This window comes from Geobacter sp. SVR, assembly GCF_016865365.1.
Lineage (GTDB): Bacteria > Desulfobacterota > Desulfuromonadia > Geobacterales > Pseudopelobacteraceae > Pelotalea.
This window is the reverse complement of sequence record NZ_AP024469.1, coordinates 65,886-90,111: the sequence shown is the minus strand read 5'-3', so window position 1 is coordinate 90,111 and position 24,226 is coordinate 65,886. Positions and strand designations below refer to the sequence as shown.

Here is a 24,226-nt window from a genome sequence, read left to right as displayed (position 1 = left end):
CCATGGAGAATCTGGCAGGGATCGAACAGGAGGCAAGAATTGCCGCAGTCCGAAAAGACTTCTGGGTGGGTTACACAACGGCAAAGAAGATCATGGCGGACCTGGAGGATCTCTTAAAGTATCCGAAAAAAATCAGGATGCCCAATATCGCCGTCATCGGGGAAACGAACAACGGCAAGTCGTTCCTTTTGAGCAAATTCGTCGACAGGAACTCCCCTCCCTTTGATCCCAACGCGGACAAGACCACGCTTCCGATCGTGTACATACGTTTACGGGCCAAGGCCGACGAGGCTCGGCTGTATAACGCCATCCTGTCGTCCCTTTTCGCCAGCGGTCCAGATCGGGAGTCGACGGACTCCAAGCTGGATCGTATCCACCGGCTTTTTTTCCACCTTGAAACAAAAATGCTCGTTGTCGATGAGTTCCAGCACTCCACCTGCGGAACTCCACACAAAATCCGCGAACTGCTGCATGCGACGAAGAACCTGGGCTCGGATCTCAAAATACCCATAGTTATCGGGGGGACTCCCGAAGTCCTCAACTCCTTGCGGTCCGACCCGCAAATATCGAACAGGTTCCAACCGCGCCATCTGGAACGATGGAAAATGAGCGACGAGTTCTTGTCCCTTCTCGCGACGATCCAGGTGAAGTTGAGGCTGAGGGGGGATTACGATCTCACCGAAGAGGGGATCTCCCAACGTATTCTTTTGCTTGGGGGAGGGATCCTCGGCGATATGGTCGATCTGTTGGTCTGTCAAACAGCAGATGCGATCAGGACCGGAAGCGAAGTTATCACGGAAAAGACGCTGAGCAACGCATACCTGAAGGGACTCGGCTGGGTGCCCCCATCTCAGCGAACTAAATATGCTCGATGAAAGCCAACGGCAACTTTGGCTTTTCCGACCAAAACCCCTTGACGACGAATTGTTGTCCTCGTGGCTCGTGCGGTGCGCTTATGCAAACCTTAGAAAACTACACGCATTCTGTAGCCAGGTATGGGGAGCGAGACATCACTTTTGGGAAAGAGACGTCGATCGTTCCGCGGACATACGGCTCCTGACCACACTGGCAGAATGCACAAGCACCCCCAATAGCAGAGTCTACATGACTACCCTGGCTGCGTATGAAGGTATCCTCTTCGAGTGTTTCAAGCGAAGTGGTGAACTGCCGTGGGTAATGCCGATCGTAAAAAGGGGGCGTAATCGTCTCGGTTACGGGATGCAGTTTTGTCCTCAATGCCTTGCCACTGACGAGAAACCCTATTACAGGCGGTTGTGGCGTTTGTCATGTATGGTCATCTGTCCGGTTCATGGTTGCTATCTGCACGATTGCTGTCCGGAATGCGGGGCATCGGTCACTTTTCACCAAGGCGATTACGGGATGAAGCTTTTGCCTTTCGAGAACGTAATCAGAAAGTGCAAAAAGTGCGGGTTGGATCGTGGAGCGGCTCCTGCTATGACCTACTATGGGGATAGCGAAACACGATTAGCAGCCTTTCAACGGAGCATTGCTGACGTGCTCCGTACTAGCTGGGCACTTGAACCTGGTGCCCCTGTAACAAGCCATATTATGAGCATTGCCTATTTCAGCGGATTACATGACCTCGTCAAGGCGCTCTGCTCAAAGAGCAGAACAGGCCGGCTGCGCGAGGGATGCGCACGTGCACTTGGGATGGATTTGGCGGATGAGGCGCCGGAGTTGGCAGGGGCCTTCGACGGTTTCAGGCTGAAAGAACGGCGGGTGATATTGAAACTGGCCGCATGGCTATTGGAATCGTGGCCGGAGCGGCTAGTAACTCTCGCAAACGAGTACGGAGTGACGAGCTCATATTTCATTTCCTATAAAAAGCAGCCGGCTTATTGGTATCAATCAGCCATGGAATTGTACCTGGATGCGTCCCATTATCACCCTTCAGAAGATGAGATTAGGGCCTGCCGTTCATTCTTAAAAGCCAGCGGCCTGTTGGTCAGCAAAAACAACATCCAGCGATGGCTCGGCAGGTATTATGTGGATAAACGGAGATATATTAAACCAACAGCTTCCCAATGAGATTTGGGACCTAAACTGCAAAATTGCATTACCTCAATAGCCGCACCGTGGCCGCGCGGCCATAGATGCCTCCTTTCTGTTACTTTCTTCCTAGCGTTACGATTGGGCGTAAGGGTGTAGTGCTCCTTCACACCCTCTCTCCTACACAGAATCCCCCAATTCCTCTCAAGCGGTCCGTTGCCTTAAATAGGCCAGAAAGGATAGGTTCACCTGAGACACCAAGCGTGCAGAAGCTGAGTCCCAAGGCCTCTGCCACTAAACCAAATGTCGCCTGTATGGCCCCTTCATCACGGTATATAAGCGAAGCTGAGTTAGTATATACACTGCTAGTCCGCTGGAATTGGGCGACATTCCATACAACGGTTGCCGCCTCGATTTGTAGTGTCTTGAATAGCCCCTCCAACCACTGTCGCAGGGCTTCCGAATCCTCAATAACTAAGCGCCCAAAAGCATGAGAGATGGGATCATACAAGAACACAGTCCAGGTCCCTGCATCATGGCGAAAGATGATGTGATCGAGGGGATGACGGCCTCCGGCCGAAGGGGCTGGACGGTGGTGCCACTTGTGGTCCTGTTCCAGAATCTTTGATGCGTATGTTTTCGCGCTATACCAGAAAAGTGCAGATAATTGGTCAAGGTTAATCCTGCCAAATTCTCTTCGTGTTTTCCGCGATTCTATTACGCTGAAAATGTCTTTTGGTTCAATTCTGGATGGAGGCGCTAGGTAGATTACTTCAGAAACTTTGTAGCGGTATTCCTGGAAGGGTAATAATTTGCCCCGGCGATCGGGGCTTTCGAGTTCAATAAAATCCATACCCAAGCTCGGCCATAACCGTCTGATGCTTGAAGCAGCCCCGGCAACCGCCGCATGCAACATTGCTGACATGACAGGAATGAGCCCAGCTCAAGAGTTCTGCTGGTATTTTAGAAGCTTTTACAAGCTCGACAGACGTCATGGAAATGGCAGGGACCGAAACCTTCATGGCCCCTTCCTGCAAATTCAATAATGCGTTCATGTGGGCGTAAAAATTTGCAGTTCCATCGGCGTGGAAACTATCAGACTTCACTGATCCTAACAAAAGCTCCACAACGCCCAATTGAATCCCTTTCATGGCGCCCAAGGTCACAAGCAGTTGATTTCTATAAGGCCACCATTCCTGTGATGGTGAAAGCCCTAATGATTCCGTTCCTGCGAGATCACCACTACCAAGGTGTCGACAGTCTACGGTCACCACATCATGCGGTATTTGAAGTTCCTGGCAAACTTTTGCGGATGCTCCTATTTCTGCCACAGCAGGGAACTGTCCATAGTTTATGGTCAATGCGAGATCGGGACGCTGCCAGTAACACAATGCTAGCGAGTCTATCCCGCCTGATATTAATATCGCTCTTTTCATAGTTCGAGGTATGTCCATGCTGTCTGGTAAATTGCGGTGGTGAAGTCGTTGACCATCAGACAATCACTTCCGGCCATCATTTTCAGATCCTCCTCCCTTTCTGCTTGGACAAGGCAGATTACGGGGATATTTTTCGCCCTAGCATATCCAATCTCGAAAATTGTTCCAGGATCCAAGCCGTCAACAATTGCCAGGACAACGGCAGATTCATCCAACCCCTTTAAATCAGCCGAAGCCACGTCCAGAGCCGCTCCCCTTCCAACGTCGTGAAGAGGCGAGAACACCTCCATATTTTGATGCATCAACGCCACACGCGCCTCTTCGATAACCCATCGCTGCCCCAAGTTAAAAAAAGGGCCAGCCAGATAGATCGACTTCTTATCTTTTTCAGTTTTTGGCTTCAGTGTGATTGGTGAAATATTTGCCGAGTTTTTCTGAAAATCAGCGGGGATGGGAAGCACCTGAGTGGAGCAAAAAGTTGCTGTTGCCAGAGAGGCGTTCTGTGCTGCGGCAAAAGGGTCGGCACCTTTAACTCCCCAATAATACGCAAAAACCGCAGAAAATACGTCGCCTGATCCGATTGGCCATACCATCTCGGTTTTATAAGCTTGGATTGTTTCTATCTTGGCAGCGTCGTCTTTCGTTACGACGCAAGTTCCCTGACTTCCGCGCTTTATGACTGCCACGTCACAATGATAAATACTGAACAAAGCCTCGATAATTTCTGCAATGTCGTCTTTACCAGTCAGTATCCGGCATTCCCTCATGTTTGCAACGAAAGCCAATTGCTCAGCGGTTGATCCATTACTATGAAAAGGCACTATCGTTTCTGCGGACTGTGGATCATAAACGACTTTTTTCCCATGCACGACGGCGTGTCCTTCGAGCATGCCGAATTGCAGTACAACATCGTCTCCCACTTGAAGAGGACTTTGCTGTTTGATTGCATAACGAGGGGGAGAAATTACCGGGACAGACAAGCCGTGAAAGTAATTAAATCGTATGGTAGTTGGAGAGATTTGAGGCTTGGCAGTTACGCCAAACACCTCCGCGACAGCCTCCAGTTGTTCAAACGCAGATTCGCCAACATAGGTATGCAGTTTGATGTCACTGCATAGATCCGAAAGTGCAGCAGCAGCACGCAAACCCGAACCATAGAGGTATTTCCACTCTGGTGAGATACAGTACTCGTAATAGGTTCCACCGACTATTGAGATCATAAAAATGTCTCCGGTCTCAAGAGCACCGAGCATCTACCGCCTGCGACACTTTCGACCAGGGCAATGTACCCATAACCTTGGTCTATACATTTTTTAATCTGACTGAGAGAGGCTGTCGTGATTGAGCCGGCAACCTCTCCTTCAGAGGTGACAGCAACCAAACTTTTTTTTGAGTCGCTCTGCATCAATATCAGCTTTAGCACTTGCCCTGCCTCAAGTTTGGCTAAGATCTCCGCCTTGGGAGAGTTTAAAACCGTCCTCTCAAACAGCTTGGAGCAGTCAAGTACTTCACCTGTCGAACCACCTCCACCACCTGTCGAATCTCCTCCTGACATCGTTCCCCCTCTAAACCGAATAAAGATGGGGATATATTATGTCATACTAATTGAAGAGTAAATATTAAATATTGATAGGCATTCGACAACAGAATTAAGGCCGCTCAGCAGGCTCCAGCTAATATTTCGGGGAAAAAATATTGTTGATGGTGAATATTCTTAGGCGGCGTTTTTGGCTTGATTGAGGTGGAGGTCAAATCTTTCATTTGTCGCCATATAAGTGTATCCAGAACGGCAGGTCTGATACCGATAGCATGGGCAAATTGAAGAAAGCGCGCCTCCATCTGTGAGTAGTTTTTGTCAATGGTGAGGTTTTTGTCAAAGAAGCCAGCGTGCAGGCCTGCACGTTGAATATGAATATCGATAATAGCAACCTCGTCGCTTGAAAGCCAATTGCGAGTGATCCATGACGCTGTCTTGGGTCCGACTCCAGGCAATTTTTCAATAAGCCAGTTGCGAAATGCTCTATGATCCTCTGGGGGATTACCTTTAGAAATGGCCTGCAATGATTCCCAGAGATACTTGGATTTTTGCTTCCAAAATCGATAGCGGACTTGTCTACCGCCAACGTCCATAGGCTCTCTCAATACTGCGGTCAATTCCTCCTGAGTCAGTGTTTCTTTTGTTAGTAATCCCCTGTCTCTCACGGCCCTATAGGCAGCCAGCCCCACCTCGGATGGTATCCCATGTCCACCCAACAGGCACGCTGTCACCTCCTCTTGTAAAGAAGCACCGAGCTTGTAGGCACCGTATCTCTTTTGATCCTTATCCAGCCAAGCTTGCACCACCCAAAATGCAGGAGTAAAGAATGTGTCGAATTCTCCCCAAACGACCCCATCCATTACCTTCTCCCACGGATCAGGTAATGCACACTCCTTTACTTCGCCATTGACGATTCCCAACGCGACCTGTGCCATGAATATTCCCCGGTGTTCTGTATTCTTATAAGGAATATCATTTCTTGACAAAATATTCAACACATGAATAATAATCAATTTATGCATTTTATGGACAACAACATCAATAATAGTGTAATCCCCGCCAGTGACATTGTCAAAAGAGCGCGCAAAAAGTCCGGGCTAACACAGATTAAGTTTGCACATCTACTGGGAAAAGCACAGAGTGAGGTATCCAAATACGAGGGGGGTGCCGTTGATCCACCAGGTTCAATTATTATTCATTGTATGAATATTTTAAATGATGACCGAAACGAGGTGGCTGCTCCTTCGGTTGACAGCATAATTCAAAAGCTTAAGAATGGATTTGATGCACCCGGTCATGCAATGGCGAGGTCGCTAATAATGGGAATTATCTTGAATGAGGAGAGGAAGGGTTAATTTTCCTGCCAAACAGGTATCCTCTTGTGGCGTCCGCGAGTCCGCGTTTGTGGAATAGAATCGCTCAACTTACCACAGCAGAAGGGTCAATCCGGAAACACTCCGTAACCTGATTGCCAAATTCATCACGGGGGGTGGGCTGATACCGAGAATACCCCCTAGATACCAAGGTCGTCCACGTGCTGAAACAAATACCATCACTACACAGGCAGGCGAGAATCGGGTTCGATATGATCTCAAAAATCAGCAACATCATCCTGAGTAGGTAGCCGCTGTATGGAAAGAAAATTCTTCCACCTTTCTGCAATTACCAAGCGGATCACGGAACTGCTTGAACCTGCAATCAGCAAGCAGTTCTGGGTAAAAGCTGAAATCTCGACGGGGCGTGAGCGCGGTGGTGCCTTCTACTGTGATCTGGTCGAGACGGATGCAGGTGGAAGGATTGTCGCCAAAGTCGCCTGCACTATCTGGCAGAACGAGCTCTCCACGATCAGGAGGGCTTTCAAAGCCAGGAGTATGGATCTGGTGCTCACCAATGGTACGGTGGTCGGCTTCCTCTGTTCTCTCCAGTTCAGCTCCCAGTATGGCCTGTCACTCAGAGTCATCGATGCTGATCCTTCGATCGCTCTGGGTGAGATGGAACTGAAGAAGCGCGAAATCCTCGAATGCCTCCAAAAAGAAGGTTTGTTCGAGACGAACAAGCAACTCCTTGTTCCGTTTCTGCCGCTACGTCTTGGCCTGATCACCAGCGCCGGCAGCGCGGCGTACAACGACTTTATCCAGACCCTCACGACATCCGGCTACGGTTTCAAGATTTGCTTGGCTGATGCCATGGTCCAGGGTGACCAGACAGAAAAATCGGTCCTGCGGGCATTGGACACGATTGCAAGGCTTGATGTAGATCTTGTTTTCATCGTCCGGGGAGGTGGGAGCAAAACTGACCTCTACTTTCTGGACAACGAGGCAATCGCTCGAAGGATTGCATCCTACGACAAGCCTGTCTGGACTGGGATCGGGCATGAGATCGACACAAGCGTGCTCGACTATGTTGCCAACCGGTCATTCAAAACACCGACCGCTGCAGCAGAGGAACTGGTTGCCCGCTTTGTCCAGATGCGCCGCCAACTGGACGAGGCAACTAGTACCTTGAAAACCGTCTGGGCCTACCGGTTGAAAATCGACCGCGAGTACATTGCAAGGGCTTTTACCGGTATCCAGCAAGGGCCGAGGAAACTTTTGGATGTAACAGCTTCATCCCTACGAGGGCAAGCCAAGGAATTGCGACTGAAGGTGCAGGAGCGGCTGGCAACCGAGCAGATTTCTCTCGGAAGAAGAACCGAGAAATTACACTCACAACCGCCGGCTCGTACCAAAACCCTCTCGGAGCGCTTGGTAGCCAAGCGACAAAAACTCAGATCTCAAGCGAATTATCGGCTTTCTCGGTCCAGAGACACTCAGTCCGGCTTGAAACAACGCTTTGAGAAAGAGCGGTTCGTGCGGTGTCTGCTAGTCGAGAGTGACAGTAACGAAAGGAAACGGCACCAACTGAGGCACATGTTCATTTCCGCTCTCAGATTCAAGTCTATGGAACTGGCCAGTCTGAAGGGTCGGTTGAAAGAAGAGCGGATTCTTCTTCGGGTCACGACAGCTCGCGCCAGCCTGAGCGACAAGATGGGCACCCTGAAGGCTATAGACCCGCAAAACGCTCTGCAGCGTGGGTTCGCCTTGGTGTATGGAGCGAATGGGACACTCATCAGATCAATTGGTGATATTACAGAGAGACAGACAATTACCACTCGCCTGGCTGACGGCACGCTCCTCAGCGAGGTAACCGCAAAGGAGGCTAACCGTGAGTGAGGCGAACGAGCTTACGTATGAGCAGAAAGTAGCTAGACTGGATGAGATCCTGACCCGGCTCGATAATTCGGAAACCCCCATCGACAAGCTGGCAGAAGATGTCAAGGAGGGAGCCCGGCTGATCAGGGAGCTCGATATGAAGCTCAAACAGGTTGAGACCGAAGTGCTAGACGCATTCAAAGAGCTGGAAAGCGAGTGAGTCAGTACAACGAAACCCCTGAGATGTTCCTGTTCTATGAGAACTGGAAAAACCTCTTCTGCCTGGATCAACATCTTGCATCAGCCCATTTCCAGACATACGCCGCTGCTGTCGAGGATCTGCTCATCGAGAAGATCGTACAGAAAATGACGGAAATTTCTTAAGTACGAGTATTGCCATGTTTGAAATGCAATACAACTAGGAAATGGGAGCTGAAGTGAAACGGCTTGACGCCAAGCAGCGAGCAATACTGGCCGGCCACCCGGATTGGGACAACGCCTGCAGGAAGTGCGGCTGCGAGCTTCAAGGCTGTAGCTGCAGGTGAAGGTTCAGATGGCAACTAGAATGGTGCAAGTCATGCCTGATCAGTCAATGATACTCTGGCTAATCGGGCTATTCTTACAGTCACTGGATTGTCCGGACTCCTGCTGCCGGCAGTGCCGGGAGCACCGGGATTGCTGCTCGGGGCATGGGCGGAAGAACTCTGGACGCTCCTGGTTCGAGCAGCCATGGCTGTGCTTACCTATGTGGTTGAGTACGCTGCCTCCGTGCTGGGGGTGAAGAGATATGGTGGTTCAAAACGTGCCATGGCAGGTGCCGCTATAGTTGGTATCGTAGGGCATCCTGGGAATCCGGTATCCTGTTTGGTCCTTTTGTCGGGGCGGTTATCGGGGAGAATGCAGGCCACGTTCGTCCTAATCGGTATGCTCTACGAGAAACCTCCGATGGACCACCAGCATCTCTGGAACCTCTTTTTTTCTCCAATTCCGTTATCAGACCAAGCATTTCATAAGCATGGCTGACAACAGATATCTTCAAATCGATATAATTTCTCACTACTGTCCGGTTAATAATTGAATAAGTTCAACTGGTTATAGTCGAGAGTGCCAGCTTTCTGCTTGAGACCCTCTGTAACCAGTGATGAAATGGGCTTTTTCTCGAATAAGTTGACCTCAAGAATCTGTAGAAAAGTGTATAGCGAGCACGGAATACCGAGTCGTTTTTTGGCGATAGCCACGAGCAGGTACATGCAGAGCCCGACCCATATCTGGCTTTTAACAGCATTTTCGGATGTTCCGTAAAACTTCTTGAATCGCAGGTGCTGCTTGATCCACTTGAAGAACAGCTCCACCTGCCACCTCTGCTTGTAGACGTCAGCAACTGTCTTTGCCGGGATGTCAAAGTTGTTGGTTAGAAATACCAGACGTTTGTTTCGCTCTTTGTCAACATAGCTGACCCGGCGTAGCCGTTCTGGATATCCCTTCTTCGATTTTATCGTTACCAAGGTGATAACCTGGTCGGCCCGTATACCTGTTTCCTTATCTTTTGGTGCAGAGTAGAGGCGCTTGAATTTCAGGTTGTCTTTGGCCCTTATGACGAAGAATGCGCCCTGCTTATGAATTGCGAACAAGCGTGCATAATCAACATAGCCGCGATCCATGGTATAGATGGCATCTTCTTGAACCGGCATTCTGTCCAGCAACTTTACATCATTCACTTTGCCGGTGGTAATTGCTACGAATGTCGGGATTATTCCACGCAGGTCAATCAGCGTGTGCATCTTGACCGCTGCCTTGGTTTTCCGGAATTCGGCCCACGGAAACAACGTCAGGCAGAGATCAATAGTCGTAGAGTCAAAAGCAAATAGTGGTTGCTTCAATTCGATGGCAAGCGGATCACCCTTGTAAAGCTCTTGGGCAAGACCGATCAGGATCTGGCCAAAATCCTGAAAGATCCGCCAATCCCTGCGCTCGTTCGCATCGGCAAGCGTCGTGCGGGAGACATCACCACGAAATCCAATGTGGTAGAGTTTCTCCTGATGAGAGTTCAGACAGGTTTCAATGTCCCGCAAACTCTCACGCCCGGTCATCTGGGCATACGCCAGACAAAGAAACTGGTCGAATGTGGAAAAACTCTTGGCCCAGTACTCACCGCGATATCGGTGAACGCAGACATTGAACTCATGTCGTGGAAGATACTGAAGCAGTTGCCGAAAGACGGTATGGCCAGAGTTCATTGGTACCCTCCTGAGCTGTCAGGAAGGTACCACCCCGGAGCCCCGGGATGAATTCAAATCGAAAAAAGAACAATCGTGTCAAAGAACATTAATAATCAGGTGGTTAAGCCAGTACATTCGAAATTAACCGGACAGTAGTGATAATTTCTTCATTACCAAGTTTCTCTGCCATGATGCCCTTTCCTGAGTGACTTCCTGAACTCCCATGGTGGTTGAGGATTGTCTTGCTGCCAGAGGCCCAACTTTGCTTTTCTCGCATGCTCTTCTGCCGCAAGGTATTCGCTCGCATGGGGGCGATCGAGATACTGTCTGTAGGCCCAAGCAAAACCTTCTAACACCATTTCGCGGTTGATGTTCCGACCGTTGACCCAGACAATGCCGACCGTACGCTTGTATCGGTCTATGTCCATGACATCGAGCCTTACATTCATTCTGAATGTTTTACCCAGTAGGGCCTGGAATGCCTCTTCGCCATATGGTTGGCCTGGCTTACTGATCCGCCCAGTCTTCTTGTTGCTTTTCTGAGTTTCCGGCGCATCGACTCCATAAAGTCGAACCTTTACCTTTGTACCCAATGGATCCGTCACCTGCAACGTATCGCCATCAGATACCTTGGTAACTATCCCCTCGATTGTCCGGATTGGATCTTTGGCAAAGGCCGGGAAGGCAAAGAGAATGGCAAACAAAGGAACAATCAATTTAATCATCAACAACCTCTCTTTCGTGATTCTTATTTCAATGCCATCTCATCACTCCACGCCGCGGAAAAATCCTCACCACCTTTGCCGATGATAGAGATCTCGCCGTCACTTTCCTTTATAAATAATAGAACCCATGTTGGTCGCCCTTGATGCGAAGCAAGAACTGCCTCTGTGAAGGTGGAGGCGGGCCTGACCTGTGTAAATTTCGTTTCATGCTGACAATAAAAAAGCCCTCCCATCGAAACAGGAGGGCAAGCCAGGATGCTTTCTATATTACTTGCTCAGTTGTTTTTTTACGGCTGTTGCAGAGGTCCCCACCGTGTTTACCGCTTTTTTCAGTTCCTCCGCGGTACATCCAAAAGACTTTGTCCAGTTACGGACTTCGTTGGGGTCGTGGATATCGATTCGCTTGTTATCTGGTGAACCTGTCAGGTTTTTGTTATCGGACATGAGCTATTTCTCCTTCCGGACGCCTTTGAAGGGCGAACCATCCGCCTTCTGATCCATGAACTTACCGGTATTTGTGTCCCGCTTCGTCCAAGTATCAGTCTTCGGGTTGTAGACCTGACTTCTTTCTCTCACCATGCCGTTTCTGTGACCGTCGCCGGTCGGTGGATTTGTTGCCATTTTGTTACCTCCGTGGTTTGCGGGTTGCGGGAGGGGGCAAGCCCCCTCTCTGGTTGTGGTTTAGGCGTCTACCCAGATGGGCCACGCCTTACGGCCGTATTGACTTGCGTAACGCCGGACACCGTTGATGGTGATGTACGCAACGAAAATTAGCCGCTTACCAGGTCGTTCCACTGTTTCCATAGTGGGCACCTATCCTTTCCGACAGGCGATTTAGACCTTGCAAACCAGGAGAGTATTTGGTAACTTACTCCGTTAAGGGAATTACTGGTCGCAAGCCCCCCGAAGCCTGTCTTTCGGGGAAAAGCTCTAACGTCTGGAAACGTTGGAGCTTTTCTAATTATGTAAGCTTTAAAGCCTTCATCCTTGACCGCAAGAATGCTGGGTGGATATTAAACGTATCAGCAATCTCGCTGGTACTCGCGTTGCTAGCGAGCATCATTCGTAGTGGTCCCTCCGGTATTAACAACGCCCCTGCAAAACGAAAAGCCTGCCACTCCGGGTTGCAGTACAGCGGGATATCATCCTTCCGATAGAGCTTAACCCCTCCTTCAGCCCCATCTTCCTTCGCTTGCCTGAACACATGCCCTCTATTTATTTTCCGCAACTGAGGAACATGAATGATGCAGTGCCCTGCCTCATGTGCCAAAGTTGAACGAAAAAATTTTTCCTGGAATGGGTCCTCGGCAAGCGTCTCCTGTATTTCTAGCCGATTTTCTGAGCTGTCTGTGAGACCATATATTTCTGGCGGAAGGTCTCGTGAATAGACAGGCACCACCCCGGTCAGATCTTCCAGCTTCGTGTCAACGAACCGATGGACATCAAACGGTGCAGGGTTTCTCAGGGCCTCTGGCTGATAATAGGAGAGGTAGGAATTGGCAAGTTGATCTATCTGCCTGCCACTCATGGGACTGAAAGAAAAGTGTGAGTTACTCATTCAGTTTGCCCTTCCGTTTTAACATTTCATTTATCAGCTCATTCACTTCTTCTTCGGTACAATCTTCCGCCACGCGTAGCAGAGCAGTATTCAGTTCCGGTCGTTTCCGAAAAATAGTTCTTACCTCGTTGCGAGTGTTCACTTCGGCGTTCGCCGCCCTTACGAGGGATCCATCAGTGATTTCTAGATATGCCTCGATTTTCCTTACTACATCAATCGCTGGTGCCTTCTTTCGCTCCTGCTCCATGTCGCTGATGTAGCTCAGTGAGAGTCCTGCAACCTGGCTGACCTCCTTGAGTGTCTTTTCCTTCTTCTTGCGAGCTTCTTTCAGCAGCTGTCCGAAACTCGTCGCCATTGCGCTCGCCTCCTTTCCTTCCCCCCTCATTGTGGAAAATTGGTGCATTGCAAAGTTACGCTATTCCAGCGTAAAATGAATATACCTTGCGAAGGCGAACTATGTCAAGAACATTTACGCTATATCAGCGTAAAAAATAATATCACTATATATTGAGGTTATTCTGCATTTAACCACAATATATTCCCCCTATAACCCAAATTTCATTACATGTCAACAATAAGATATCTTGAATGCGGTATTCTCTTGCTTGGGGCATCTGGTGTAGACAGCTTATCCCCCACCACAACTTGTAGCTAGATCTCTTCCAGTAACAATTGGGCTGAAAAAATTCTATCCAGGAAATGATCCGGCTTTGTGTGCTCATTCTTCTTCCACGAATGCCTGAGCTTTGACCAAGAGTGCTTGAAAGAACGGTTTTCTATGTAAATAGCTTGGTTTTTTATGCATTCAGTGACGGCGAATAATACATCCTTGTCAGAGACTTCGCCATCGGAGTCCCAAATGACCATAGTCGGACATTCTCCCCAACTCCTTTGTTCGAATTCAATTAAAAATCGTTTGGCCGAGCCCTTTATCAGCGATGCGATTAAGATTCTCCTACGCCGAACATTGATGTGGTCAACATATACCCAAGATTCTGTATGTTCCAGGTTGGGAAAATTGTAAATAACACCAGCATCGATATCATCGGCTTTTTCAATAAGCTCAGTGAGCCCCAGAAACTCCACTTCGGCTAAGGAAGTTGATTTAATCACCACTAGAGCTTTCACGATACGGTCAAATGCAGCCATCTCATCATCGTCCTGAGGGCTCTCGTTTGGCAAAATTATAGTTTGATGGAGATCTGAATCTGATGAGCCCTTATCATTCGTCGATCCCTCGGGATGCTTCGCATTAACTTGGTGCGCAGCAGGGTCCATTTGGTTCTTTTCTTCAAAAAAGGGACGTTGAGCGACTTCTGCCATATTAGGGAAACGCTGCCCAAGCTCATCGTCAAAGTTTTCTTCCTTCCCGAGAGAAGGATTGACAGCTCCTGGGTTAAGTCTCACGGGCTGATCTGATCGATTTTTAATTCTGATTTTTGTAATTTTTGCCGGGGCCCGTCGCTCCTTTTCTTCACCATGGATCCCTATGCTGCGTCCCATTACTATTGCATCGAAATTCGGCCGCAGGTCCGCACAGATAACTCTGGTGATAATTATTTGCTTTCCCAAGTGATTTTCATGGGTATGGTATGATGCATTAATAACGCATGGCCCATCCAAGGGGGGGAATACCACAAAAGGCCTTTCCGGCTCACTTCGGGAGATGACCGCCACCTGTGTAGGGATTTGCTGTGCACGATCCATCTTGAAGTAGCCGGAGATAAAGTTGGCGAGGTAAAGGGCGGAATTGCGACTTACTGTCAAGCGAGGTTTTAGGAATACTGTACCAGTCTTTGCATCAAAACGTGTTTTTTTAAGATCATAAAGCCATCGGCCAGGGTTCAATATACGATCACTGGTCATAACCTTCGCCATATTGGAGGCATAACAATAGAAAAACCTCAATATCTCCGCACAAGGGATGATAATGCCGTAAGGGTTGTTGTTATAATTGAAGCCGAGGAGATATGAGTCAGCCTGTGGCTCTTGATAGAAACCCCATTGCTGCGTTGTAGAGACGAGATAGCCGGCATCGTCTCTTGCCATACGAGGGATGGCCCCGATATGCTCTTTCGTAAGATCTATTTTAATATCATGAGTTTTGTAGAATTTGCTTGGGAGTTCTTCGGTGAAAAAAAGGAAACCGTTTTCAAGCACGGCACCGATATAAAGGACTGGAAAATCGCCTATCGGGAGATTTACGCGTTTGTATTCGAGTGGCAGGGCGTAGGTGTTTTGGGCGAGGGAAGTGAGTTTACCGACATAAACGTATATGGAAACAGCATCGGAACCTTCATCTAATCTTGAAAGTCTGCCAAACCAGATGATCTTCCAGACTCCAGGAAAATCAAGGTGTTTGAAGTAGTACCTCTTTTTATCTGAAGGCGGCGCTTGCATTTATCGCTATCTATTTTGCAAATACTGTAGTGTTTTGCAAATAGCAATGTTGCCGACATCTTTCCTGATATCGGCCGGCGCCAGATTGGCGGTGATGCGGCGGGTCGGAAAATCGTAGCCGGAGTTCTTGAGGGCTGCCCGGACCCGGTCCTTGCTCTCCTTGACCGCGCCATCCGGCAGCCCCACCGTTGCAAATGCCGGCAGGCCGGGGGCCAGATCGACCTCCACATCAACCAGAATGGCATCGATACCGATCAGGGCGCTGCTGAGGACCTTGGCGAGCATAGTCAACCCCCAGTCTGAGAGTCTATGGTCAGGTAGTCTAGAGAGTCCCGGGAGTCTGGCTCGATGGACTCAAGAGTCCCCCGACGCTACGGCTGCAACATGATGAACCCCATCTGCCGCCCGGTTTCACCCCCATCACGGCGATACGAGAAGAACAGTTCGCGCTGGCAGCAGACGCACATCTCCGAAACCTGAACGGCGGCATCCGGTACCCCGGCCGCACGCAGCAGTTCCCGGTTGGCAGCCGACAGGCTCAATCGCCATTTGCCGTCGCCGGAAGGTTCCGCGCAGCCCTCCCAATGGATGCCCCCCTGAAGGAACGCCTGTTTGACCGGAGTGTCAACTTCGTAGCAGCATGTACCAATGCAGGGACCGATGGCTGCCCGGATGTCCGTGGCATTACAATCGAACAGGGCCTTCATCCCGGCCACGGTTTTGGACACCAGCCCGGCGGCAGTACCCTTCCAGCCGGCATGCACGGCCGCAACAACCCGTTTTTCGGGGTCCACCAGCAGCACCGGTGCGCAATCAGCCACGCACACGCCGATCATGACGCCCGGCTGGTTGGTCATGATCGCATCGCTCTCCACACTGAGAAAATGGGCATAATCCTGGTTGGGCTCGTCTATCACCAGTATATCGCTGCCGTGAGACTGGCGTACCGTGACCAGTTGATCCTGGGCCACGTCAAAGGCGCGCGCCAACAGGCTGCGGTTGCCCTCCACGTTGTGGGGTGGATCGAGCGTGTTGGTACCCAGGTTCAGTGAATTGTACGGAGGCCGCGAGACCCCCTCGTGACGCGTGGTGAAACCCTGTATGGAACAGGGGGAAGTTCCGAATTCCGGAGCGATATAGTGGATGCGCCCGTTGCGCTTCATCTGCATGTTTTTTTCCTCCCAAAAACCCTTTGCCTTCTCTGATGCTTTACGCTTTAATACCCATACGCCGCCGCTGCCGCCAGATGTAGGCCGCCAGCAGCAGGGCACAGAAAAGAACTACCCACACCAGCGCCTTGTGGGCGTACTGCATGATCAACTGCTGATTTTCGCCGATAACGTAGCCGATACCGGTCAGGATGCTGCACCAGATCCCGGCTCCCAGCAGGGTGTAGAGCGAGAACCGTAGATGGTTCATGCCTGCCAGGCCGGCCGGAATCGAGATGAGATGACGCACCACCGGCAACAAACGGCCAATAAAGGTGGAAATCTCGCCGTGTTGCAGGAAAAATTTTTCCACCCGCTCGAATTTTTCGGGCGGAATCAGGACGTACCTGCCATATTTGATAATCAGCGGACGCCCCAGATAGTGCGAGGCGAAGTAGTTGGCATAAGCGCCCGCCAGGCTGCCGAAGGTGCCGCACAGGATGGCAGCAGTCATGTTCATTTTGCCCTGAAATGCCAGATAACCGGCAGGCGGCATGACCAACTCGCTTGGTATGGGGATGACCGAGCTCTCCATGGCCATCAGCATGAAAACGCCGGGGTAGCCCAAAGCACCGATTGTATTCAGCAACCATTGAACGATTTCATGCATTGAAAAAGACTCCCTTGCTGCCCAACAGGACGATTGATTCTTATACCCCATCTCGGGAATTCCGGCAACAGAAAGCCGGATGTACCGTTCACACTGCGGCAAGCATGAGGGATGAACCAGATTTTGCAAGGAAGTTTCCGCAGATGCACCATTGCCCGTCCCCGAACGTGTCACTCCTGCCATCCGAAGTGGATAATCCATGAATGTCATCGACAGGCTTAAAACCGAAATCCTTACCGGCGACGGAGCCGTGGGGACCATGCTCTACGCCAAAGGGGTCAGCCTCGACAGCAATTTCGAGCACCTGAACCTTGTCCGCCCCGCTTTGGTGCAAGAGTTGGCAGACGAGTACGTGGCCGTCGGCGCCCAGGTGATTGAAACCAATACCTTTGGCGCCAACTGGACCAAACTCTCGGCTATCGGATTGGGACATAAGGTGGCGGATATCAACGCAGCCGGCGTACGCATCGCCCGTCAGGCAGCCCGGCAGGGACGCGATGTCCTGGTGGCAGGGTCCGTGGGACCACTCTCGCGCGGTAAGGGGGATGAGCGGGAACTGGAGAGCGACGAAATGCGGGAGATCTTCCGTTGCCAGTGTCAGGCGCTGGCAACGGAGGGGATCGATCTGTTCATGCTGGAGACCTTTTCCTCGCTGAAGCAGCTCATGGCAGCTATTCAGGCTGCCGGAGAGACCGGGCTGCCGGTCTGCGCCTCGATGGCCTTTCTGGAGGGGGGACGCAGCGGTGACGGCACTACCGTGGAGCAGTTCAGCCAATCCATGGAGACCGCCGGGACCGACATAATCGGCGCCAACTGCGGTGCCGGTCCGCTTGAGCTGGCCAACGTGGTGCGCCGGTTGGCCGCCCTGAGCACCCGGCCGATCGCCGCCTACGCCAACAGCGGATTCCCGGAATATCGCGAAGGACGGTACATCTACCGGGCCACCCCTGACTATTTTGCCGCCATGGCGGTTGAAATGGCCGAGGCAGGGGCCACGCTGATCGGCGGATGCTGCGGCACGACCCCCGAGCATATCGCCGCGGTCAGCAGAGCCCTGAAGACCCACAGGCCAGTCCCGCGACCGCAGCCGCAGCTCACCGACGTCATGGAGACCGGCAGAACGATCCAGACCGGGGCTGCCTCCTTTCTGGATGAATGGGGCCGTCGCAAGATCATCACCGTTGAACTCGATCCCCCCAAAGGAATGGATTGCAGCCGCATCATCGAGGGGAGCCGGAGGCTCAAGCAAGCGGGTGTGGATGCCATCAATCTTGCCGAGAATCCCCTGGCGCGGCCGCGCATGGGCAACATCGCCCTGGGAAGTCTGATCCAGCAGCAGGTCGGCATCGAGGTCATCGTCCATATCACCGGCCGCGACCGCAATCTGATCGGCATGCAATCGGACCTGATGGGTGCCAGCCTGATGGGAATCCGCTCGATCCTGGCAGTGACCGGCGACCCCGCCACCATGGGCGATCACGCCGGGGCCAAATCGGTCTTTGACCTGCACTCCTTCACGCTTATCAAGCTTCTCTCCGACCTGAACCGTGGGGTCAATGCCATCGGCAACCCGATCGGCCGCGGCACCGGCTTCACGATCGGGGCCGCTTTCAATCCCAACACCTCGAACACACTCGTACAGGTCGAGCGGCTGCAAAAAAAGGTCGCCAACGGCGCGGTTTTCGCCCAGACCCAGCCGGTCTACGACCCGGCGGTATTTCTGGATGCCCTGCATCTGACCCACGCCTGCAACATTCCGGTTCTTCCCGGCATCATGCCCCTGGTCAGTGAACGCAACGCCGCTTTTCTGCATAACGAAGTTCCCGGCATCTCGATTCCCGACCCGGTTCTTGCCCGGATGAAAGGACTGGAAAAAGAGGCCGGCGTCCGGGAAGGACTGGCTATTGCCCGGGAATTCATCGACGCCACCTTCGAGGCGGTGGGGGGCTATTATCTGATACCCCCCTTCGGCAAGGTCGAACTGGCGCTGGAGCTGGTCGAATATATCCATACACGCGAAAGGAAAAGCATATGACAAGAACCCTGCAGATGCTCCTCCTGCTCTGCTGCCTGCTGGTGGCGGCCTGTGCAGGCAGTTCCGCCAATCTGCGCGAGGAATTCGACAAGAGCGCCCGCAATTACAACAAGATGCTACGCTGGCATGAGGTACCCGATGCCGGCAGAGCCTTCATGGTGGACGAGGGGCGTGAGGCCTTCCTGAAATCGGCCGAGAGGTTCCGGAAGCAGGGGGTCACCATCACGGATTACCGCATCCTCACCATGGAATGTCTGCCTGACAAGGGCACCGGTGATGTTGTCGCCGAATTCGACTACTACATCCTCCCCTCCAACCGCATCCGGACACTGACCTACCAGCAGGAGTGGGTCTACCACCGAACGAATGAAGCCAAGAGCTGGAAACTCAAAAGCGTTCTGCCCCTGTTCGAATAACAGTCATGGAAGGACTCTCCGATCAGATCCGCTGTTTCTGCGTCTACCTGGAAACCGAACGGAATGCGTCCGGACACACCCTGGCCGCTTACCGGCGCGACCTGGCCCAGCTTGAGGCTTTTGTTACCGGGGAAAAGGGGGCTCGGGCCGGCGCCGCGGACGTGGATCACCTGCTGCTGCGGCGTTTTCTGGCGCTGATTGCCAAAAACGTCAAAAAAAGCTCCGTCGGCCGCAAGCTTGCTGCCATACGCAGCTTTTTCAAATTTCTCGTGCGGCGCGGCGTCATTGCCAGGAACCCGGCTGAACTGATCGCCACCCCCAAAAAAGAGAGCCGTCTGCCGTTTCATCTGAATATCGATCAGGCAACCACGTTAATGGAGGCGGCCGACGATCAGGACTGGATGCTGCGTGACAGAGCCATCCTGGAAACGCTATACTCCTGTGGATTGAGGGTTTCGGAACTGACCGGACTGGATATCGCTGATGTCGATCTGCCCGGGGGCATGCTGCGGGTTCTGGGCAAGGGGGGCAAGGAACGTATCGTTCCGGTGGGGAGCAAGGCAATAACGGCCCTGCGGGCGTACCTGGCGGACAGGGGCATGCCATCCGAGGGTGCACTGTTTCTGAACACCCGCGGCAACAGGATCAACCGCCGGAGCGTCGCGCGCATCGTTGATGCGCATGTACTGCGTATCGCTGCCTTCAAACGCATCTCCCCCCATGTCCTGCGGCATACCTTTGCCACCCACATGCTGGAGGGAGGAGCGGACCTGCGCGCCATTCAGGAGCTCTTGGGGCATGCCTCCCTCTCCACCACCCAGAAGTATACCCATGTCGGCATCGACCGCCTGATGGAGGTCTACGACAAGGCTCATCCCAAAGCCCATACGAAAAGCGAAGGATAAGCGAGTCCCTCACCTGCCCAAACACCATCCCTGCCACATCCGCATCGTCCTATCAGCCTGATTCCATAAAAAAACCCCCGCCGGAAACCGGCGGGGGTTGCTTGCTGCACAAAAGGAACGCTTATTCGCAGAGGTCGATCTTGACGTCCCAGTTTTTGATCTTCATGGTGCCGTTCTTCTCCAGGTTGAGGTGCATCTTGAAGGCGCGGTCCCACATCTGCGGCTCGTGGCCGACCTTACGTGCCAGGCAGTCCTTGGAAGCGATATCCAGGTATTCCTGGAGGATCGGCTTGTAGTCCGGGTGAGCACACTTCTCGATGATCAACTTGGCGCGGTCCTTCGGCGCCAAACCGCGCAGGTCGGCCAGACCCTGCTCGGTAACCACGACATCCAGATCGTGCTCGGTGTGGTCGATGTGCGAGCAGTGCGGCACAACGCAGGAAATGCCGTTGGGGTCGGTCTTGCTCGGACGGGACGACGGAGTGTGCATAAGCTTGATCTTACCGTTGCGCAGGAAGTCGCCGGAACCGCCCAGACCGTTGATCATGCGGGTACCGCCGACCAGGGTCGAGTTGGCGTGGGCGTAGATGTCGATCTCGACCGGGGTGTTCATGGCGATGCACCCCAGGCGACGGATCGGTTCGGGAGCATTGGAGATCGAGAGCGGCCGCAGGGTGATCTTGCTGAAATACTTTTCCCAATTCTCGAAGAAGCGCGGGAAGCCCGGGTTTTCGGACAGCGACAGCGAACAGGAAGAAGCGGCATCAAGACGGCCGGAGTCGAACAGGTCCAGCATGGTGTCCTGAAGCACCTCGGTGAAAACGGTCAGGTTGTAGAAGGGACCCTTGGCCAGACCGCCCACGACGGCATTGGCGATGGAGCCGACCCCCGACTGCAGCGGCAGCAGGTTGTCGGGAATACGGCCCGACTTCACTTCGTACTTGAAAAAGTCGAGGATGTGATTGGCGATCGCTTCGGAGGTATCGTCCTGCTCGGCAAAGGCACGTCCTTTGTCGCGCAGTTTGGACTCGACCACGGCCACGATCTTGCTCGGATCGCAGGGGATCGAGGTAGAACCGATACGGGAGTCAGCCCTGGTGATGTTGAATACTTCACGGAAGGGGGGATGTTTCGGGCTGATCAGGTCGTGGATGCCTTCGAAAGAGGGCTGACCGGTGTTGACCTCGACGATGATCTTGTCGCAGATCATCAGGATTTCGGGAATGACGCCGCAGGAGGTGGTCGGAACCAGGGCGCCGTCTTCGGTGATGGCCGAAACTTCGATGATGGCCAGATCGAGCTTGCCGCTCTCGGTGTCCTTGGTGTAGTAGCCGTAGCCCAGGTCCTGGGCGAACAGGGAGAGGTGCTTGTCGCCCATGCGGATGCGGCCGGCGTTGATCCCGGCGGCTATGTTCTTGCCGGTCTGGTAGGGCCAGCGGCGGTCGATCATATCCAGCGAAGCCCAGCGGTCTTCGGTTTCCGCACCTACGGAAGCACCGATGAACAGGTTGAACTTCCACTTGCCCTGGAGGTTGTTCTTCTCAACGTGATCGGCCAGGGCGATGGGCACCACTTTCGGGTAGCCGGCAGGAGTAAAGCCTGACCAGCCAAGGTTCATACCCGGCTTGAAAAACTGGATGGTGTCCTCGGGAGACATGACCTTGCTCAAAAGTGACTTGTGGCGAACGCGATCTTGCAGTGTTCCGTAATCAGACATTTTCTACCTCCTGTTTGTTTATAGTGTCCACGGGCATAGGCCGTTTCGGTCAGTTATCCGCGCCTTCACCGAAAAATTCAAAAAGAATAAATGATTTCGATAATTTAAAGCAGATTACAGACGGACTGATAGAAGTAAAACTGAATTTTACGCAAGGCACTGCGCTAAGTCAAGGAAATTGTATACACTTTCAGGCCTGGTGCAACCGGGAATACGAACGGAGACCTGCCCGCTGCCGGAATTCAGCCTTCGTAATCCACTGCAACAATGGAGGAGCAGAGCGACTTCATCAGCGGCACAACTTCGCCGGCATGGTAGGGATGGACCTGGTAAGCCTGCAGATCGTCGAGAGAATCGAAACGCGTGTAAAGGGCAACATCGTAGGAACGCTCGGAACGGATTACGTCGATACCCGCTTCCAAATGGCGCAGTTCCGCGATTTTACCCTGCATGCTGAGCAGCTTTTCACGGACCGTTGCGATTCCTTCAGGGGTAGGGTTCGACAGTTTGAAAAACACGATGTGGGTGATCATTGGCTGAAATTCCTCCGCGCAATAAAGTGATGGGGCGAGGCCTTGTATACCGCGGCATGGGGCAGGTGTCAACCGCCACGATGCCGGTCGGGTCCGACTGAGCGGGCAGTCAGGAAATCAGCGTCGAAGCGGGGAAGAAGCTATGGGAGAAGCGGAAGGGGGGACGGATCCGAGCCCCGGCACAACACAGACAATTCGCGCTGTCAACGTTCCCAGCTCCTGTACAGCGCATGCTGCAGGCCGAGTTGCTCCAACACCTTCCCCACCACGAAGTTCACCATGTCATCGACTGTTTCCGGCTGATGGTAGAAGGCCGGCATGGCCGGGATAATGCGAGCCCCGGCACGGGCTAGTTTGAGCATGTTTTCAAGATGGATTTCACTGAGCGGGGTTTCCCGGGGTACCAGCAGCAGCGGGCGGCGTTCCTTGAGCATCACGTCCGCGGCCCGCTCGATCAGGTTTCCGGAGATGCCGCCGGCGATGCGGGCCAGGGTGCCCATGCTGCATGGGGCGACGATCATTGCATCGGGTGCCGCCGAGCCGCTGGCTGCATCGACGAAGAAATCGTCGGAAGCCACCAGCCGGAGCCCGTGCTGCGCGACGCCGAAGTGGGCCTGGAGCCGTTCTGCCGCACTGACCGGATCGCCGGACAGATCCAGTCCGGTCTCCTCCCGGCAGACCAAGAGGCCGCTGGCGCTGACGGTCACTGTCAGACGGCATCCGCAGCGGCACAGTTCCTCGGCCAGGCGCAGTCCGTACACCGTGCCGGAGGCGCCTGTCAAGGCCAGAAAGATCCGTTCCGGCTTCATGGTTATCTCGCCAGGACATCAGCCGCGGTACTTGCCAGCATCACGAGGCTAATGTAGCCGTTCATGTTGAAAAAGGCGGCATCCAGCCTGTCCAGGTTGCCGTCCCTCAGCAGCCAGTGTTCGTACAGCAGCATGCCCGCCGTCACCACGATACCGGCCATGAAAAAACCGCCCAGCCGCAGTGTCGTGAAAAGTCCCAACAGCAGAGCCAGCATCACCAGGTGAAAGATGCGCGCCATCCACAGGGAGCCTTCCACACCGAGCGCCACCGGAATTGAATGCAGTCCTGCATTGCGGTCGAATTCCAAGTCCTGCAGAGCGTACAGGATGTCGAAACCGGCTACCCAGAACAGCACCGCACCGCCCAGAATCAGGGCCGGGGCATCGATCCGGCCGCGGATGGCCACCCAGGCGCCGATCGGCGCGGCAGCCAGACAGATGCCCAGCACCACATGGGCCAGGGAGGTGAAGCGCTTGCAGTATGAGTACAGCACCAGGAAGAAGACTGCCAGCGGCGAGAGCTTCAGACAGAGGGGATTAAGCCGGGCGGACGACACCAGCAAGAGCGCCAGTGACAGGACAATGAAAAGCAGGGTCGTGCCTTTGCCGATCAGGCCGGCCGGGATGGCGCGGCCTGCGGTGCGGGGATTGCGGGCATCGATCTCGGCATCGATCAGACGGTTGAGGCCCATGGCAGCGGTACGGGCGCCGACCATGGCCAGCACGATCCATAGCAGCTTCCCCGCGGTGGGCAGCCCGCCGGCCGCCAGCAGACCTCCGGCCAGGGCGAACGGCAACGCGAAAACAGTGTGGGAGAACTTGATCATCTCCAGGAATATGGTGATTTTGCGAAGCATAGTCGGTTCCATTGTTGTGTCGGTCATTCCGGAAAAAACCTTTCCTATTGAGACATCTAC

General features: G+C 52.9%; 28 protein-coding genes and 1 pseudogene. 10 read left to right on the top strand and 19 right to left on the bottom strand.

Annotation, left to right across the window (positions count from 1 at the left end):
- The first annotated feature begins 2 nt into the window (after window positions 1-2).
- Both GSVR_RS00420 and GSVR_RS00415 read left to right on the top strand, forming a co-directional pair.
- Complete coding sequence (locus GSVR_RS00420; RefSeq protein WP_173201773.1) at window positions 3-875, top strand: TniB family NTP-binding protein; 873 nt, start codon at window positions 3-5, stop codon at window positions 873-875.
- On the top strand, window positions 865-2,049 hold the full coding sequence (locus GSVR_RS00415) for a TniQ family protein (protein ID WP_173201774.1): 1,185 nt from the start codon (window positions 865-867) through the stop codon (window positions 2,047-2,049). The genes GSVR_RS00420 and GSVR_RS00415 overlap by 11 nt, the downstream gene beginning before the upstream one ends.
- Before the next feature lie 127 nt (window positions 2,050-2,176).
- Here the strand turns inward: GSVR_RS00415 and GSVR_RS00410 are convergent, their stop codons facing one another.
- From GSVR_RS00410 to GSVR_RS00390, 5 genes are all read right to left on the bottom strand, one after another.
- On the bottom strand, window positions 2,177-2,863 hold the full coding sequence (locus tag GSVR_RS00410) for a hypothetical protein (RefSeq protein ID WP_173201775.1): 687 nt from the start codon (window positions 2,861-2,863) through the stop codon (window positions 2,177-2,179).
- On the bottom strand, window positions 2,850-3,446 hold the full coding sequence (locus GSVR_RS00405; RefSeq protein ID WP_173201776.1) for a 7-cyano-7-deazaguanine synthase: 597 nt from the start codon (window positions 3,444-3,446) through the stop codon (window positions 2,850-2,852). Before GSVR_RS00405 ends, GSVR_RS00410 begins: the two co-directional genes overlap by 14 nt.
- Window positions 3,443-4,666 carry a PfkB family carbohydrate kinase gene (locus tag GSVR_RS00400; RefSeq protein WP_173201777.1) on the bottom strand — a complete coding sequence of 408 codons (1,224 nt, stop codon included), beginning with the start codon at window positions 4,664-4,666 and terminating at the stop codon, window positions 3,443-3,445. The genes GSVR_RS00405 and GSVR_RS00400 overlap by 4 nt, the downstream gene beginning before the upstream one ends.
- The gene (locus GSVR_RS00395) at window positions 4,663-5,001 is read right to left on the bottom strand and encodes a hypothetical protein (protein ID WP_173201778.1); all 339 of its coding nucleotides are present in this window, start codon (window positions 4,999-5,001) and stop codon (window positions 4,663-4,665) included. The genes GSVR_RS00400 and GSVR_RS00395 overlap by 4 nt, the downstream gene beginning before the upstream one ends.
- A 104-nt stretch (window positions 5,002-5,105) precedes the next feature.
- Complete coding sequence (locus tag GSVR_RS00390; protein ID WP_173201779.1) at window positions 5,106-5,918, bottom strand: 8-oxoguanine DNA glycosylase; 813 nt, start codon at window positions 5,916-5,918, stop codon at window positions 5,106-5,108.
- Window positions 5,919-5,981: 63 nt separating this feature from the next.
- Between GSVR_RS00390 and GSVR_RS00385 the strand changes: the two genes are divergently transcribed.
- The 5 genes from GSVR_RS00385 (at window position 5,982) to GSVR_RS22275 (ending at window position 9,197) form a co-directional block, all read left to right on the top strand.
- The gene (locus GSVR_RS00385; RefSeq protein ID WP_173201780.1) at window positions 5,982-6,338 is read left to right on the top strand and encodes a DNA-binding transcriptional regulator; all 357 of its coding nucleotides are present in this window, start codon (window positions 5,982-5,984) and stop codon (window positions 6,336-6,338) included.
- 276 nt (window positions 6,339-6,614) lie between these two features.
- Window positions 6,615-8,195, top strand: a complete 1,581-nt coding sequence (xseA, locus tag GSVR_RS00380) for an exodeoxyribonuclease VII large subunit (RefSeq protein WP_173201781.1) — start codon at window positions 6,615-6,617, stop codon at window positions 8,193-8,195.
- Window positions 8,188-8,394: an exodeoxyribonuclease VII small subunit gene (gene xseB, locus GSVR_RS00375; RefSeq protein WP_173201782.1), complete on the top strand. Its 207-nt coding sequence runs from the start codon at window positions 8,188-8,190 to the stop codon at window positions 8,392-8,394. Before xseA ends, xseB begins: the two co-directional genes overlap by 8 nt.
- Window positions 8,391-8,558, top strand: coding sequence for a putative quinol monooxygenase (locus GSVR_RS00370; RefSeq protein WP_173201783.1), 168 nt, complete (start codon window positions 8,391-8,393; stop codon window positions 8,556-8,558). Before xseB ends, GSVR_RS00370 begins: the two co-directional genes overlap by 4 nt.
- Before the next feature lie 273 nt (window positions 8,559-8,831).
- Window positions 8,832-9,197 carry a DUF456 family protein gene (locus GSVR_RS22275; RefSeq protein ID WP_370552056.1) on the top strand — a complete coding sequence of 122 codons (366 nt, stop codon included), beginning with the start codon at window positions 8,832-8,834 and terminating at the stop codon, window positions 9,195-9,197.
- Window positions 9,198-9,241: 44 nt separating this feature from the next.
- On the opposite strand, the gene GSVR_RS00360 is transcribed toward GSVR_RS22275, so the two are convergent.
- The 10 genes and pseudogenes from GSVR_RS00360 to GSVR_RS00315 form a co-directional block, all read right to left on the bottom strand.
- Window positions 9,242-10,411 carry an IS4 family transposase gene (locus tag GSVR_RS00360; protein ID WP_173202480.1) on the bottom strand — a complete coding sequence of 390 codons (1,170 nt, stop codon included), beginning with the start codon at window positions 10,409-10,411 and terminating at the stop codon, window positions 9,242-9,244.
- Window positions 10,412-10,563: 152 nt separating this feature from the next.
- The gene (locus GSVR_RS00355; protein WP_173198063.1) at window positions 10,564-11,118 is read right to left on the bottom strand and encodes a thermonuclease family protein; all 555 of its coding nucleotides are present in this window, start codon (window positions 11,116-11,118) and stop codon (window positions 10,564-10,566) included.
- A gap of 267 nt (window positions 11,119-11,385) precedes the next feature.
- Complete coding sequence (locus GSVR_RS00350) at window positions 11,386-11,562, bottom strand: DUF3606 domain-containing protein (RefSeq protein ID WP_173198061.1); 177 nt, start codon at window positions 11,560-11,562, stop codon at window positions 11,386-11,388.
- A 3-nt stretch (window positions 11,563-11,565) separates the two neighbouring features.
- The gene (locus GSVR_RS00345; protein ID WP_173198059.1) at window positions 11,566-11,739 is read right to left on the bottom strand and encodes a hypothetical protein; all 174 of its coding nucleotides are present in this window, start codon (window positions 11,737-11,739) and stop codon (window positions 11,566-11,568) included.
- A gap of 340 nt (window positions 11,740-12,079) precedes the next feature.
- Window positions 12,080-12,676 (bottom strand): ImmA/IrrE family metallo-endopeptidase, encoded by a 597-nt coding sequence (locus GSVR_RS00340; RefSeq protein ID WP_173198057.1) that lies wholly within the window; start codon window positions 12,674-12,676, stop codon window positions 12,080-12,082.
- Complete coding sequence (locus GSVR_RS00335) at window positions 12,669-13,031, bottom strand: helix-turn-helix domain-containing protein (RefSeq protein ID WP_173198047.1); 363 nt, start codon at window positions 13,029-13,031, stop codon at window positions 12,669-12,671. The genes GSVR_RS00340 and GSVR_RS00335 overlap by 8 nt, the downstream gene beginning before the upstream one ends.
- Before the next feature lie 296 nt (window positions 13,032-13,327).
- Window positions 13,328-15,076, bottom strand: a complete 1,749-nt coding sequence (locus tag GSVR_RS00330) for a hypothetical protein (RefSeq protein ID WP_173198046.1) — start codon at window positions 15,074-15,076, stop codon at window positions 13,328-13,330.
- Window positions 15,077-15,133: 57 nt separating this feature from the next.
- Window positions 15,134-15,361 (bottom strand): annotated as a pseudogene (locus tag GSVR_RS00325) (magnesium chelatase domain-containing protein); the annotation flags it as partial.
- A gap of 86 nt (window positions 15,362-15,447) precedes the next feature.
- Window positions 15,448-16,245: a peptidoglycan editing factor PgeF gene (gene pgeF / locus GSVR_RS00320; RefSeq protein ID WP_173198044.1), complete on the bottom strand. Its 798-nt coding sequence runs from the start codon at window positions 16,243-16,245 to the stop codon at window positions 15,448-15,450.
- Between the two features lie 40 nt (window positions 16,246-16,285).
- A complete protein-coding gene (locus GSVR_RS00315; RefSeq protein ID WP_173198042.1) occupies window positions 16,286-16,894 on the bottom strand; it encodes a DedA family protein in 609 nt (202 codons plus the stop codon).
- 199 nt (window positions 16,895-17,093) lie between these two features.
- Here GSVR_RS00315 and GSVR_RS00310 point away from each other — a divergent pair, with 199 nt between their 5' ends.
- From GSVR_RS00310 to xerC, 3 genes are read left to right on the top strand one after another with little or no spacing between them, the layout of a single operon-like run.
- Window positions 17,094-18,929 (top strand): bifunctional homocysteine S-methyltransferase/methylenetetrahydrofolate reductase, encoded by a 1,836-nt coding sequence (locus GSVR_RS00310; RefSeq protein ID WP_173198040.1) that lies wholly within the window; start codon window positions 17,094-17,096, stop codon window positions 18,927-18,929.
- Complete coding sequence (locus GSVR_RS00305) at window positions 18,926-19,345, top strand: hypothetical protein (RefSeq protein ID WP_173198038.1); 420 nt, start codon at window positions 18,926-18,928, stop codon at window positions 19,343-19,345. Before GSVR_RS00310 ends, GSVR_RS00305 begins: the two co-directional genes overlap by 4 nt.
- Window positions 19,346-19,350: 5 nt before the next feature.
- Window positions 19,351-20,250, top strand: coding sequence for a tyrosine recombinase XerC (gene xerC, locus GSVR_RS00300; RefSeq protein ID WP_173198036.1), 900 nt, complete (start codon window positions 19,351-19,353; stop codon window positions 20,248-20,250).
- A gap of 121 nt (window positions 20,251-20,371) precedes the next feature.
- Here the strand turns inward: xerC and GSVR_RS00295 are convergent, their stop codons facing one another.
- From GSVR_RS00295 to GSVR_RS00280, 4 genes are all read right to left on the bottom strand, one after another.
- Entirely contained in the window at window positions 20,372-21,967 is a 1,596-nt protein-coding gene (locus GSVR_RS00295) for an acetyl-CoA hydrolase/transferase C-terminal domain-containing protein (RefSeq protein ID WP_173198034.1), read from the bottom strand.
- Window positions 21,968-22,209: 242 nt separating this feature from the next.
- Window positions 22,210-22,500 (bottom strand): Dabb family protein, encoded by a 291-nt coding sequence (locus tag GSVR_RS00290; RefSeq protein ID WP_173198032.1) that lies wholly within the window; start codon window positions 22,498-22,500, stop codon window positions 22,210-22,212.
- 203 nt (window positions 22,501-22,703) lie between these two features.
- Window positions 22,704-23,309, bottom strand: a complete 606-nt coding sequence (locus GSVR_RS00285) for a UbiX family flavin prenyltransferase (RefSeq protein ID WP_173198030.1) — start codon at window positions 23,307-23,309, stop codon at window positions 22,704-22,706.
- A 2-nt stretch (window positions 23,310-23,311) separates the two neighbouring features.
- On the bottom strand, window positions 23,312-24,166 hold the full coding sequence (locus GSVR_RS00280) for a 4-hydroxybenzoate octaprenyltransferase (RefSeq protein ID WP_239077416.1): 855 nt from the start codon (window positions 24,164-24,166) through the stop codon (window positions 23,312-23,314).
- Between the last annotated feature and the right edge of the window lie 60 nt (window positions 24,167-24,226).